The organism is Ciceribacter ferrooxidans (assembly GCF_004137355.1).
Classification (GTDB): domain Bacteria; phylum Pseudomonadota; class Alphaproteobacteria; order Rhizobiales; family Rhizobiaceae; genus Allorhizobium; species Allorhizobium ferrooxidans.
In genome coordinates this window covers 64,188-77,759 of the sequence record NZ_SDVB01000065.1, presented here as the reverse complement: position 1 = coordinate 77,759, position 13,572 = coordinate 64,188, and the positions used below count along the sequence as shown (strand labels likewise).

The 13,572-nt window shown below is 62.8% G+C and carries 12 protein-coding genes; 5 read left to right on the top strand and 7 right to left on the bottom strand.

Going from position 1 to position 13,572, the window contains the following annotated elements:
- Positions 1-114 precede the first annotated feature (114 nt).
- The 6 genes from EUU22_RS01845 to EUU22_RS01820 all read right to left on the bottom strand — a co-directional run bounded on the left by EUU22_RS01845 (position 115) and on the right by EUU22_RS01820 (position 5,536).
- Complete coding sequence (locus EUU22_RS01845; protein ID WP_245484879.1) at positions 115-453, bottom strand: hypothetical protein; 339 nt, start codon at positions 451-453, stop codon at positions 115-117.
- A 184-nt stretch (positions 454-637) separates the two neighbouring features.
- Positions 638-1,348, bottom strand: coding sequence for an ABC transporter ATP-binding protein (locus EUU22_RS01840; protein WP_129330411.1), 711 nt, complete (start codon positions 1,346-1,348; stop codon positions 638-640).
- A 1-nt stretch (position 1,349) separates the two neighbouring features.
- Positions 1,350-2,552, bottom strand: coding sequence for an ABC transporter permease (locus EUU22_RS01835; protein WP_129330410.1), 1,203 nt, complete (start codon positions 2,550-2,552; stop codon positions 1,350-1,352).
- Positions 2,549-3,742, bottom strand: a complete 1,194-nt coding sequence (locus EUU22_RS01830; protein WP_129330409.1) for an efflux RND transporter periplasmic adaptor subunit — start codon at positions 3,740-3,742, stop codon at positions 2,549-2,551. The genes EUU22_RS01835 and EUU22_RS01830 overlap by 4 nt, the downstream gene beginning before the upstream one ends.
- Before the next feature lie 55 nt (positions 3,743-3,797).
- Positions 3,798-4,406, bottom strand: a complete 609-nt coding sequence (locus EUU22_RS01825) for a TetR/AcrR family transcriptional regulator (RefSeq protein ID WP_129330408.1) — start codon at positions 4,404-4,406, stop codon at positions 3,798-3,800.
- A 134-nt stretch (positions 4,407-4,540) separates the two neighbouring features.
- Positions 4,541-5,536, bottom strand: a complete 996-nt coding sequence (locus EUU22_RS01820; protein ID WP_129330407.1) for a LacI family DNA-binding transcriptional regulator — start codon at positions 5,534-5,536, stop codon at positions 4,541-4,543.
- A 286-nt stretch (positions 5,537-5,822) separates the two neighbouring features.
- Here EUU22_RS01820 and denD point away from each other — a divergent pair, with 286 nt between their 5' ends.
- The 5 genes from denD (at position 5,823) to EUU22_RS01795 (ending at position 11,381) form a co-directional block, all read left to right on the top strand.
- Complete coding sequence (gene denD, locus EUU22_RS01815) at positions 5,823-6,809, top strand: D-erythronate dehydrogenase (RefSeq protein ID WP_129330406.1); 987 nt, start codon at positions 5,823-5,825, stop codon at positions 6,807-6,809.
- Between the two features lie 137 nt (positions 6,810-6,946).
- The gene (locus EUU22_RS01810; RefSeq protein ID WP_129330405.1) at positions 6,947-8,014 is read left to right on the top strand and encodes an ABC transporter ATP-binding protein; all 1,068 of its coding nucleotides are present in this window, start codon (positions 6,947-6,949) and stop codon (positions 8,012-8,014) included.
- A gap of 124 nt (positions 8,015-8,138) precedes the next feature.
- Complete coding sequence (locus tag EUU22_RS01805) at positions 8,139-9,449, top strand: ABC transporter substrate-binding protein (RefSeq protein ID WP_129330404.1); 1,311 nt, start codon at positions 8,139-8,141, stop codon at positions 9,447-9,449.
- Between the two features lie 78 nt (positions 9,450-9,527).
- Positions 9,528-10,463 carry a carbohydrate ABC transporter permease gene (locus EUU22_RS01800; RefSeq protein ID WP_129330418.1) on the top strand — a complete coding sequence of 312 codons (936 nt, stop codon included), beginning with the start codon at positions 9,528-9,530 and terminating at the stop codon, positions 10,461-10,463.
- 18 nt (positions 10,464-10,481) lie between these two features.
- Positions 10,482-11,381, top strand: a complete 900-nt coding sequence (locus tag EUU22_RS01795) for a carbohydrate ABC transporter permease (protein ID WP_129330417.1) — start codon at positions 10,482-10,484, stop codon at positions 11,379-11,381.
- A gap of 13 nt (positions 11,382-11,394) precedes the next feature.
- On the opposite strand, the gene EUU22_RS01790 is transcribed toward EUU22_RS01795, so the two are convergent.
- Positions 11,395-13,389 carry a putative bifunctional diguanylate cyclase/phosphodiesterase gene (locus tag EUU22_RS01790; protein ID WP_129330403.1) on the bottom strand — a complete coding sequence of 665 codons (1,995 nt, stop codon included), beginning with the start codon at positions 13,387-13,389 and terminating at the stop codon, positions 11,395-11,397.
- Positions 13,390-13,572 lie beyond the last annotated feature (183 nt).

Sequence of the window (13,572 nt, the reverse complement as noted above, 5' to 3'; positions counted from 1 at the left end):
CAGCATGAAAACCATCCCGGCAGCGCCGCCCGGCGGAAATTTTGCCACGGCAGTAGCAAACCGCAAGGCGCTGTTCACACAGCATCTGAAAGGTAGGGCCGCGTGAGGCGCTCGTCAGCGACCGTTCTGCCGGCGGGCCTTGTTTTCAGGAAGGGATAGGATGGCGGCGGCGAGCCAGAACACGGTGCGGAAACTCATGGCGACCACGGTGCGCATTTCGTAGGGTCTGTCGGAGAGAATCCAGATAGCGAGCCCGGCAAGAACAAGCACATTGGCCGCTGCTATGGCGATTGCCAGGGTGCGCGCCCACCGGCGTTTCAGGATCATGCCGATCCCGGCGGCGACATAGGCGAAGCCGGCGGCGAAGTTGAAGAACAGCACGAACGGCACGATCTTCAATGCACTGCCCGGTGCTTGCCAAAGTGTGAGAATGTTGCTGCCGCCGGAGATCACGGTGGCTATTCCAAACAGGACCGCTACGCCTCCGAATATTGTCGCTGCCCGAGAGAAGCCTGTTGCAGATGCCATGTCTTCCTCCTGCCCGTCATAGGGTGCTTTCCGTTGTGCCAGCGTGAGGGCCTGCGTTCCACCCGATGCGTCTCACCAGATGCCGTGGAGGCTTCTGGCACAGCGTTCATCAGTCGAAGCCGCGTCCCTCGCCGGCCTCTTCATGGGTCACTCCGTCCCTGATGTGATAGATACGCTTGAAGGTCGGAATGATCTTCTCGTCGTGGGTGACGACGATGATGGCCGTTCCGAACCTGACGGCCATGTCGTTCAGGATGCGGATGACGCTCAGGGCACGCACGCTGTCGAGTGGCGCGGTCGGTTCGTCGGCAAGAATGACCGGCGGGCGGTTGATCAGCCCGCGCGCGATCGCAACGCGTTGCTGCTCACCGCCCGAGAGCTGGGAGGGCATCGCGGCGGCGCGATGCTCGACGTCCAGAGCCTTCAGGAGTTCGCGCGCGCGTTGGCGCGATTCACTGTTCGGAACTCCCGCCAGCATCGGCAGCAGTGCCACGTTGTCGGTCACGTCGAGAAACGGAATGAGGTAGGGTGCCTGAAAGACGAAACCGATCTTGTCTCGTCTCAGGGCGCGCAGGTCGCGGATTTTCCAGCCGTCGTCATAGATCACCGTCTCGCCGAGGGTCATGCGCCCGCCGCTCGGGTCGATCACCGCGCCGAGGGCCTTGAGCAGGGTAGTCTTGCCAGATCCGGACGGGCCGACGAGGCCGACCACCTCGCCGGGAGCAACCCTCATGTTGACGTCCTTCAGGGCGTCGACCGCCGTATCGCCGCTGCCATACCGCTTCCTGAGACGTTCGATCAGAATTCCGCCATCTGCCATATCAGCCTCCGATCGCTTCGGCGGGATCGACCTTCAGGGCCATTCTGATGGCAACGATGCTGGCGAGAGAGCAGATGACGACGACAGCCACGAGCCCCGTCGCCGTATCCTTGGAGAGAAGCAGGACGAACTTTGGAAATAGCGGGGCGGCGAAGGTCGCCGTGATCTTGCCGACGACAAATCCGATCAAACCGAGCACGATCGCCTGCTGCAGGATCATGGCGGCGATCGTCCGGTTGCGGGTGCCGATCAGTTTCAGCACGGCGATCTCGCGAATCTTGTCCATCGTCAGCGTATAGATGATGAAGGCGACGATGGCGGCGCTGACCACCGCGAGGATCGCGAGAAACATGCCGATCTGCTTGGACGAGGTGGCGATCAGCTTGCCGATCAGGATCTCTTCCATCTGCGCACGCGTATAGACCGTCAGCCGCTTCCATCTCGCAATATCGGCGGCGATCGGTTCCGGGTCGTAGCCAGGCTTGATACGGACCAGAACGGCGTTCACATACGGGTTGCTGTTTTGCGAGGCGATGACGGCATCCAGCAGGCCCGGCACGCCGGGCCGATTGAAATCTGGGTTCTCGCTCGTGCGCCGGCGCTGGCGGACGATGGAGTCATTGTCTTTGACGAATTGCGCTTCCTGCGCGTCCTTCAGCGGGATGAAGATCATCGGGTCGCCGCTGGAGGAAACCGCGCGCCGGGTCAGGCCCACGACCTTGTAATGATTTCGCCGGATGACAATGGTATCGCCGAGGGAAAAGCCGCTCGCGGCATCCGCCACGGCTTCATAGTGCCCCCGTGTGATCTGGCGGCCGGCAACGAGAAATGGCGGCCAGCCGGGCGTCGCGACATTGCCCGGCGCAATGCCGACCACCATCGCGCGAACATCCGTGTTTCCCTTTCGGACCTGCATCGTCAGGTAGGTGACGTTGGCTGCGCGCGCGACACCGGGCGTTGCAAGGACCATCCGGTAGATGTCGTCGTTGATGCTCGAGGACTCGGCGTAGGGCCCTAGCGTGTTCTGCTGTACGACCCACATGTCGGCGCCGCTGTTGTCGAGCAGAACCTTGCCGTCCTCAACCATGCCCCGGTAGACGCCGGCCATCGTGAACGTCACGCCGATGAGCAGGCCGAGCCCGATCCCGGTAAAGACGAATTTGCCCCATGAGTGAAGGATGTCGCGGCCCGCAAGGCTGATCATTTGAGCCGCTCCGCCTGTTCGTCGACGATCCGGATGCGGCTCGTGCCGGTCAGTCGCGAGGCGCTGTGGATGACAATCTCGTCCCCGGCCTGCAGGCCGCCCGTGATCTGGGCCGTCCCGTCGAGATCCGTGACGCCGACCTGGACAGGCGTGAAATGGATCTTTCCGTCCGCGACTTTCCAGACACCGGTCTTGCCATCGACATTCTGGAGCGCGGCATTGGGAACGACCGGGCCCGGGGACATCCCCGGCAGGGCAATCGTAACCTCGACCAGTTCACCGATCGGCGGAAGTGGGTCGGGAAGCGCGTCGAATTCGACCTTCGCCAGATTCTCCTCGGTCACCGAGTCTGCGAGCACCTCGACGCGGGAGACTCGTCCCGCAATGCTCTCTCCGCCATGGGACCGCAGGGCAACCTGCGCGGAAAGTCCCTTGCGCAGGCCCATGGCCGCAATCTGGTCGAACCGGGCATTGATCCAGAGCTTTTCCGGGTCGATCATTTCAATGACGGCTTGGCCGGCAACCATGGTCGTTCCCGATTCGGCGTTGCGGGCGACGACGACACCGTCGACCGGGGCGAGAAGGACGAGGGTATCGCGTTGCTTCAGGAGCCCGTCGCGGTCGGCGCGATTACGTCGCAAATCCTGCTGTGCGGCAACGAGATTCGACTGTGCGGCCGAGAGCGCGGCGAGTGCGACCTGGCTTTCCTGCTTTCTTGTCTCCACCGCGGCCTTGCTGACCGTCTGGCTCTTCCAGAGAGCGTCATAGCGCGCCGCCTGCATGTCCGCGTAGTCCTTGCGGGCAAGCGCGTCTTCGACCTGTGCTTCGGCCGCTTTTATTGACGCTTCTGCTCGACTGATCGCCGCGTCGAGGGATGCGATCCGATCGTTCAGATCCACCGGATCCATTTCGGCAAGAACCTGGCCGGCGCGCACCGTATCACCGACGTCGACATGCACCTTGCCGACGCGGGCGGCAATGGTCGGACCGATCTTGTATGAAAAGCGTGCCTCGACCGTACCGATGCCGAAGAGTGCAGGCGCGATCGAACGATTTTCGACGGTGCCCGTCTTCACGGCGACCGGCGCCAGCGGGCCTGATCGAAGGACCACGTAGCCAAATAGCGCGACGATCGGGATCGCGACGGCAAGGAGCATCAAGCTGCGACGTTGAACGGAGGGAAGCTTCATTGTTTCATCTCCGTCCGAGCCCTTGCCGGGGATGCTTTCTGTGTGGAGCCGTCGATCATTTCGTCACCTCGATTGCGCGCCTGTAGAGCGCAAAGACGCCCGGAGCACTCTCACGGATGAGTTCTACGTCACCGGCAAGCAATGATTGCATGACGAGCCCCTGGATCGTGCCGATGAAGAGCGTGGCTGCGGCTCTTTCGTCCAGCGATGCCGGCAGCTCACCGCGTTCCTTTCCTTCGGCGAGAAGGCGGCGGAGGCGCTCACCGTATCGCTGGATGAGTGTCTGCGCCATGCGCTTGGCCAATGTCTGCTCACCGCGTTGCAGTTCTCCGAAGAGCATCCGCGGGACGCCCGGATGGTCCGAGATAAATTCGATATGCGTGACGAACGCCGCCTCGAGTGCGGCAAGGGGGGAGGATGCAGCCGATGTCGCCTTGTCGATCCGGGCGAGCAAACGTTCGGAGACCCACTCCATTACGGCCTCGAGAATGGCGTCCTTGGATGGAAAGTGCCTGAACAGGGCGCCTTGCGTTACTCCCATCCGCTTGGCGATTGCGCCGGTCGTAATGTCTGTCGGATTCTGCTCGGCGGCGAGGTTGATGACGGTCTCGACCGTCACCTCGCGGCGTTCCTCGGCGGAAAGGTAAGTTGATCGAGGGGGCATCGAGGACTCCGAAAGATAGTAATTGATTACTATCTAATCGCTTCCGGCAATCGACGCAAGGGTCAAGGCTAAATTCGGCATGAAATGTTGCGACACCCGGCAGAGGAGCCCTGGCGGTCTGTCCCGTCGCGCGCCTACCGATGCAAGGATAACCTCGGCGACAGCGCCACAACCCGCTCGTGGTTCTCGCCGGCATCACCGAGGGCGCGCAAAGCAAGGCTGGCCGCCGTCCGGCCGATCTCCCTGCGCGGCGAGTAGGAGGTCGCGATCGACGCGGGCAGGGCATCGGTCAACTCAAGCCCGTTGAAGCCTGCCAGCAGAATCGTCTCGGGCACGGAAATGCCCTGCTCGATGCAGGCGAAGAGGCCGCCCGCCGCCATGTCGTCGTTCGAATAGTAGATGCAGTCGAGGTCGCCCCGCTCGGCGAGCAGCGCCATCGTCAGCCGTTTGCCCAGAACCGCGGAGGAAACCTCGTCGCCGACCTTCTCCAGGGAAAATCGTAAGCCGGCCTCGGCCAGTGCGCGCTCGAACCCCGCCTTGCGCCGGCTGGCACGCTGGTCCCGGTCGAGCCTGCTGCCGACATAGCCGAACTTTCGTCGCCCTTCCTGGATGAGCGCCCGTCCCATCTCCTCTCCCGCCGCGGTGTGCGAGAGCCCGACACAATAGTCGATCGGCGTGCCGTCGATATCCATGATCTGGATGACCGGAATGTCGGCCTGCTTCAGGAGCCTGATCGTTTCCTGCGGCTGGTCGAGCCCGGTGACGATCATTGCTGCGGGGCGCCATGAGAGCATGTTGCGGATGACCTCACGTTCCTTGCCGGGGTCGTAGTCGGTCAGACCGAAGACAGCCTGCATGCCCGTGCCTTCGAGGGCTTCGCTGATCCCCGCGAGTACCTCGGGGAAGACGATATTCGACATGCTGGGGACGACCACGCCGATGAGGTTGGTGCGTCTGGACGAGAGCGAGAGCGCCAGTCTGTTGCCGACATATCCCACCTGCTCGGCGGCCTGCCTTACCCTGACGACCGTATCCCGGGAGACGTCGGACGCGCCCCTGAGAGCGCGCGAGGCGGTCATCTTGGAAACGCTGGCCGCTGCGGCGACGTCTTCGAGAGTGGGTCTTCGCATCCTGGATCCTATCGGTCGTTCCGCCGACCCCGCGCTGATGTGAATGTCGTCGCGGGCAAAGCAAACCGGTCCCGCGTTGACAAGAGCGACTTGGTCGCCCTAGGTTGTCGGTATCGATACCGGTACCGATACCGGCCGTAGCGAATGAGTGCAAGAGAGATGCAGCTGCGTGAGCGCAGCGTTCTCGCGACACGCAGTGAAAAGAGGAGGCGGGCTCCGACCGGACGAAGGTCCTTCGAGCCCGAGAGGAAGAGCCGACAGCAGATTCGAAGGAGGGGAGCCGCAGATGCATGTTCTCGTGATCGGTGCCGCCGGCATGATCGGTCGCAAACTGGTCGAGCGGCTTGCCGGCTCGCCGTCCGTCCTCGGCGACGCGATCGAACGCCTGACGCTGGCCGACGCAATCATGCCCGCAGTCCCCGAGGCCCTGCAATCGGTCACGACGGCGCTGACCGTCGATCTTGCTGACGCCGGCACGGCGCCGAAGCTGATCGCGGGCCGCCCAGATATCATCTTCCATCTTGCGGCGATCGTCTCCGGTGAGGCGGAGGCCGACTTCGACAAGGGCTACGCCGTCAACCTGGACGGTACGCGTGCGCTCTTCGAGGCAATCCGCCGCGAGGGGCAACGGGAAGCCTATCGTCCGCGGGTCCTCTTCGCATCGTCGATCGCCGTGTTCGGCGCACCATTTCCCGACATCATCGGGGCCGATTTCTTCGCGACGCCGCTCACCAGCTACGGGACGCAAAAGGCGATCGCCGAATTGCTGCTGGCAGACTATTCCCGCCGCGGGATCTTCGACGGCGTCGGCATACGCCTGCCGACCATCTGTATTCGCCCTGGTACGCCGAACAAGGCGGCCTCCGGCTTCTTCTCCAATATCCTGCGCGAGCCGCTCGCCGGCAAAGAGGCCGTCTTGCCGGTCAGCGAGGATGTCCGTCACTGGTTTGCGAGCCCCCGCGCGGCGGTCGGCTTCTTCATCCATGCCGCGACGATGGACACCAACCTGATCGGCCCGCGCCGCAATCTCACCATGCCGGGTCTCTCGGCGACCGTCGGCGAGGAGATCGAGGCTCTGCGGCGCGTCGCCGGCGACAAGGCCGCTTCTTTGATCCGCCGCGAGCCGGACCCGGTGATCGCCGGGATCGTCGCCGGATGGCCGAGCAATTTCGACGCGAGCCGCGCGGAAAAGCTCGGCTTTCGGGCAGAAAGCACATTCGACGAGATCATCCGCATTCACATCGAAGACGAACTCGCAGGCGGATTGCCGTGATCGCGGCGCCTGCCGGCCGGTTCTGCTCGGCCGATGACAGCATGCCGCCGCTCGGGCGCGGAGTTGAGGAGCTCCGCGCGTCCGGGGAGGAGAGCGGAAAATACAAGACCTGACGATTGCATTCTGGGAGGAAACGCATGGCCAATGTGCAGTTTGCCGATGTACGCAAGTCCTTCGGCGCCTTTCCCGTCATCAAGGGCGTGAACATCGATATCGAGGACGGCGAATTCGTCATTCTCGTCGGTCCGTCCGGCTGCGGAAAATCGACCCTTCTGCGGATGCTCGCCGGGCTCGAGAACATATCCGGTGGCGAGATCCGCATCGGCGGGCGCACGGTGAACACCCTGCCGCCGAAAGAACGCGACATCGCCATGGTATTCCAGAACTATGCGCTCTATCCGCATATGACGGTCGCCAAGAACATGGCGTTCTCGCTGATGCTGAACGCCGCGCCGAAGGAAGAGATCGACCGGCGCGTCAATTATGCGGCCGGCATTCTTGGCCTGACGAACCTGCTCGACCGTTATCCGCGCCAACTCTCCGGCGGCCAGCGCCAGCGCGTCGCCATGGGGCGTGCGATCGTGCGGGACCCGCAGGTTTTCCTGTTCGATGAGCCGTTGTCGAACCTCGACGCCAAGCTGCGCGTCGCCATGCGCGCCGAGATCAAGGAACTGCACCACCGCCTGAAGACGACGACGGTCTACGTCACGCACGACCAGATCGAGGCGATGACCATGGCCGACAAGATCGTGGTGATGCATGACGGACGCGTCGAGCAGATCGGTTCACCGCTCGAACTCTACGACTATCCGAACAATCTCTTCGTCGCCGGGTTCATCGGTTCACCCGCCATGAACATGATCAAGGGCATGCTCGATCCGCAGGACCCGCAGGTCTTCGTCGCGAGCGATGGCACGCGCCTGCCGCTGCCGAAGCCTTTTGCGGAAGGGGTGGGCAAGAGCCTCGTCTATGGCCTGCGCCCGGAATACATCCGGCTCGACCGCGACGGCATGAAGGCGGAAGTCGTCGTCACCGAGCCGACTGGTTACGAAACGCAGATCATCGCCAGGTTCGGCGGAGAAGAAATCACCTGCATCTTCCGCGAACGCCTCGATGCGCAACCGGGCGAACCGATCGGCATCACCATCGATCCGGCGCATGTCCATCTCTTCGACGAGGAGACAGGCATGCGACTCGTCGGGTGAATCGGAATGACTGTGCCCGCAGAGAGGAGCTGCCGGCACGACGTGAAGCACGAAACCGCGGCATTCGCCGACGGGACAGGCGGTGTCGCGTGACCAGTGTCCCGTACTTGGAGGAGGAGCATTCATGACGATCAAGAGAAGAACATTCCTTGCCGGCACGGCCGGCCTCATTGGCGCCGGCGGTCTTCCGGTGTTCGGACTCCGGCCGGCCCTTGCGGCCGAACCCACCTATACGCCGGAGGCGGGTGCCAGCCTGCGCCTCCTGCGCTGGGCGCCCTTCGTGCAGGGTGACGAAGAGGCGTGGCTCGCCAACACGAAGAAGTTCACCGAGGCGACCGGCGTCGAGGTGCGCATCGACAAGGAAAGCTGGGAGGACATCCGCCCGAAGGCCGCCGTTGCCGCCAATGTCGGCTCGGGCCCCGACCTCGTGATGTGCTGGTTCGACGATGCGCATCAGTATCCGGATAAGCTCGTCGACCTGACCGAGCTCGGCACCTATCTCGACGGCAAGTACGGCGGCTTCTACGATGGCCTGAAGGGTTATGCGATGCGCGACGGCAAGTTCATCGCCATGCCGCTGACGGCGATCGGCAACGCCGTGGTCTACCGCGACAGCCACATGAAGGCAGCGGGCTTCAGCGAGTTCCCGAAGGATACGGCAGGCTTCCTCGAACTGTGCAAGGCGATGAAGGCCAAGGGGACGCCCGCCGGATTTCCGCACGGGAAGGCCGTCGGTGACGGCAATAACTACGCCCACTGGCTGCTCTGGAGCCACGGCGGGAAGATGGTGGACGAAAGCGGTCAGGTGACGATCAATTCGCCGGAAACGCTGGCAGCGCTGAACTACGCCAAGGAGCTCTATGCGACCTTCATCCCGGGCACCGAAAGCTGGCTCGACATCAACAACAACCGCGCCTTCCTCGCGGGCCAGGTGTCGCTGACCGCCAACGGCGTCTCGGTCTATTACGCCGCGACGAAGGACCCGAACCTCGCCGAGATCGCCGAGGACATGCGCAGCACCAACTTCCCCATCGGACCGGTCGGCAAGAGCGTGGAACTGCACCAGACGAGCTCGTTGCTCGTCTTCAACCACACGAAATATCCGGAAGCCGCCAAGGCCTACATCAAGTTCATGATGGAAGCCGACCAGATGAACGCCTGGATCAAGGGTTCGAGTGCCTATTGCTGCCAGCCGTTGAAGGCATTCGCCGACAACCCGGTCTGGACGGAAAATCCGATCCATGCGCCGTATGCGAAGGCTTCCGAGACCTTGCGTCCGAACGGTTATGCCGGTCCGCTCGGCTATGCGTCGGCGGCGGTGATGGCCGACTACGTCCTGGTCGACATGTTCGCCTCCGTCGTCACCGGCGCGGCGACGCCGGAGGACGCCATAGCCCAGGCCGAGAAGCGGGCGAACCGCTACTACCGCGTCTGATTGTTCGTTGCTCCGGGAGCGCGGAAGATCGCCGCGCTCCCGCATCCCGATCTTTCTCTGGAGTGAACACCGATGACGATGACGACAACGGATCCCGGTCCTCCGCAGCGCTCGCTCCGGTCGAGGCTCGGCAACAATCGGGATGTACTCGGATTCCTGTTCATGCTGCCGGCTGCCGTCTTCCTGTTGTGCTTTCTCACCTATCCGCTGGGGCTCGGCGTGTGGCTCGGCTTCACCGACACGAGGATCGGCAGGGAAGGCATCTTCATCGGCCTCGAGAACTACGAGTTTCTCTGGGACGACAGCGTCTTCTGGCTCTCGGTTTTCAATACCGTTCTCTATACCGCGGTCGCCTCGGTGCTGAAGTTCGCGCTCGGCCTGTGGCTCGCCCTGCTCCTCAACGAGCACCTGCCGTTCAAGTCGTTCTTCCGCGCGATCGTGTTGCTCCCCTGGGTGGTGCCGACGGTGCTGTCGGCGCTGGCGTTCTGGTGGATCTACGATTCCCAGTTTTCGATCATCTCCTGGTCGCTCATCAAGCTCGGCCTCATCGACCAGCCGATCAACTTCCTCGGCGATCCCACTAATGCGCGGATCTCGGTCATCGCCGCCAATGTCTGGCGCGGCATCCCCTTCGTCGCGATTTCGCTGCTTGCCGGCCTCCAGACGATCCCGGCCTCGCTGCAGGAGGCGGCCTCCCTCGACGGCGCCACCAGCTGGCAGCGTTTCCGTTACGTGACGCTGCCGATGCTGACGCCGATCATCGCCGTCGTCATGACGTTCTCGGTGCTCTTCACCTTCACCGATTTCCAGCTGATCTACGTGCTGACCAAGGGCGGACCGGTCAATGCCACACATCTGATGGCGACACTCTCCTTCCAGCGCGCAATCCCCGGCGGGCAACTGGGCGAGGGGGCGGCGATCGCGGTCGCCATGATCCCCTTCCTGCTCGCCGCCATCATGTTTTCCTTTTTCGGTCTGCAGCGCCGCAAGTGGCAGCAGGGCGGAGGCGACTGACCCATGGAGACGACGACCATGAACACCAAGACCCGCGTTCCCGACGCCGTTCTCACCGACGACAGTCAGGGCATGTCCTATCTCAATCGCCTGCCGCGGCGGGTGATGACCATCTACCTGCCGCTCGCCGTCTTCGTCTTCGTGCTGCTCTTTCCCTTCTACTGGATGGCGATTACGGCGGTGAAGCCGAATTCCCAGCTGACGGATTACGACAACTACAGCCCGTTCTGGGTGGTCGGCGCGACGCTCGACCACATCAAGTATCTCTTGTTCGAGACGTCCTACCCCGGCTGGCTCTGGAACACGATGCTGGTGGCGGTCGCCTCGACGGCGCTCTCCCTTTTTGCCGCGGTTCTCGGCGCCTATGCGATCGAACGCATCCGCTTTACCGGCTCTCGCTCGGTCGGCCTGATGATCTTCCTCGCCTACCTCGTGCCGCCGTCGATCCTCTTCATCCCGCTCGCATTCATCGTCTTCAAGATCGGCATCTACGATACGCGCATGGCGCTGATCTTCACCTATCCGACTTTCCTCATTCCCTTCTGCACCTGGCTGCTGATGGGCTACTTCCGCTCGATCCCCTTCGAGCTCGAGGAGAGCGCACTGGTCGACGGGGCGAGCCGTCTCCAAATTCTCACCAGGATCATCCTGCCGCTCGCGGTACCGGGACTGATCTCGGCCGGCATCTTCGCCTTCACGCTGTCGTGGAATGAATTCATCTACGCACTCACCTTCATCCAGTCCTCGGAGAACAAGACCGTGCCGGTCGGCGTGCTGACGGAACTGGTGCGCGGCGATATCTTCGAATGGGGATCGCTGATGGCAGGCGCGCTCTTCGGCTCGCTGCCGGTGGTCATCCTCTACTCGTTCTTCGTCGACTACTACGTCTCGTCGATGACGGGTGCGGTGAAGGAGTGACGCCTCAAATTGCTCAGGCGCGCTTTGCGCGCCGTTTCTGGCCGGCTTTTTCGGCGTCGGTCGCTGCGAATTGCGAGGCCGGCGCGGGGCGGCCGATATGGTATCCCTGTATAAGGGCGATGCCGAGGTCCCGTGCCAGCGCACCCTGCTCCTCGGTTTCGACGCCTTCGATCAGGATCCCGGATCCGCGGTTGCGGATCAGCGTCACCATGTCTTCGAGCATCGCCCGTCCCTCGGTGGTTTCCGCGGCATGCAGGAACGAGCGGTCGATCTTGACCGTGTGGAAGTCCACGGCGCGAAGCCAGGAGAGGCCCGCGTGTCCGGTGCCGAAGTCGTCCAGCCACAGCTGGACCCCGAGGGCTCTGAGTTCGGAGATGCTCGCGGTGACATAGGAATGGAGTTCCATCGCCAGCCCCTCGGTGATCTCGAGGGCGAGGCGATTGCCTGAGACGCCGCTGCGGGCGAGAATCTCGGCGACGGAGGCGGCGAAGCCCGGCGCCCGCAGCTGGACCGGCGAGACGTTGACGCTCACCAGTTGGGCCTTGTTCGGCGCCAGCATTTCCTCGCAGGCGGTGCGGATCGCCCACAGGCCGAGGTCGTGTATCGCGCCCGTCCGCTCCGCGATCGGAATGAAGGAGCTCGGCAGGATCGGCGTGCCGTTCAGTCCGTTGAGCCGCATCAGCGCCTCGGCGGCGACGAGCTCGCCGGTCTCGGAATCTCTGATCGGCTGGTAGACAAGCGAGACGAGATTGCGACCGATGGCGATGTTCAGGAGAGCGGAAATGCCTTCGCTCTCGTCGCTGATCAACGGGTCGTTGGGATCGAAGATCTTGGCGCAGTGCCGCCCTCCGGCCTTTGCTCCGTAGAGCGCGCGGTCCGCTTCGCGGACGAGCATTTCGAGCTTCGTTGCGATGGTGGCGCCGGTGAATGTTGCGCCGACGCTCGCGGTGACGACTTCGATGCCATCCGGCCGCTGGTCGTGCTCTATCGCCAGTTCTTCGACCGTGCGGCAGATCGCATTCGAAAGCTCCTCGACGTGAGCGATACTGTTGGTGCGCAGGATGGCAATGAACTCCTCGCCGCCATATCGTCCGACGGTGCCGCCGAAGGGCTCGACCAGTCCGCGGAGTGCGTCGGCGACGAGACAGAGGCTGCGGTCACCGCTCTGGTGACCGTAGCGGTCGTTGTAGAGCTTGAAGAAGTCGACGTCGATCAGGAGAACGGCGAAGTCGTCGCCATAGACCCGCCACATGTTCCAGTGCTTGCGCAATTGCAGGTCGACGGCACGCCGGTTGTCGAGTCCGGTGAGCGGGTCGGTGTAGGAGAGCTTCAGCAGTGCCTCGCCACGCTCCGCGGCCGATTTGTGCTGGATGCGCGCTTCGAGCGCGTTGACGAAGACGTTGTAGCGTTCCTGGTTGAGCTTCCAGTTCACATAGGACGTGAAGACGAAACAGGAAACGTAGAAGAGCGCAAACGCAAAGGCATAAGCGCCTTCCGGCCGAAAGCTCGCGAGCGAGGCGAGGAAGGCGGAGAGAATGGCTCCGGAAGCCGCGAGCGACAGGCTGAAGCGGAAGCTGAAGAAGAGGTTCTCTCCCATCATGAAGATCGCGCCGAAGATCATGTAATAGGAGATCGCTTCGGTATGGCTCGTCATGAGCGCCGGAAGCATCCAGCCGATGTAGCCGAGTACCACGGCGAAGGCGCAGGTGCGGTCGAGCCACTCGGTTGCGACGTTCATCAGCCGCTGCATCTCGAAAAGCGCGAGTGCGCCGACGCCGATCGCGATGCGCGCGGCAATCGTATACTCGGCGACGTCGGGGATCAGTATGATGTCCGGGATGGCGAAGATGAGATAGACGATGACCGCCACCCAGAAACCCTGCCTGACGGCGGTTCTGCGGCCTTCCTCGTCCTGCCTGCGGTAGAGTTGACGCAGTTCCACCTCGGGCGGCAGGCTCGGGGTCTCATGCCGGTCTTCGTCGATACCACCAGTCCAGGTGTGCCTCATGCCCCTTCTCACAGTCTCCTGCCGCTCGGCAGATCATGACCGCGCAGCTGCGCATAATCGCGTGCAATATGTTTTAATCACATTCTAATGCAAGGTGACAGGCGATCTTCTCCAAGTCATCACTACAGAGTAAAAGGTGTTCGTGAAGATTGAGTTAAATTGAATTCTTGTACCAAAACGCTA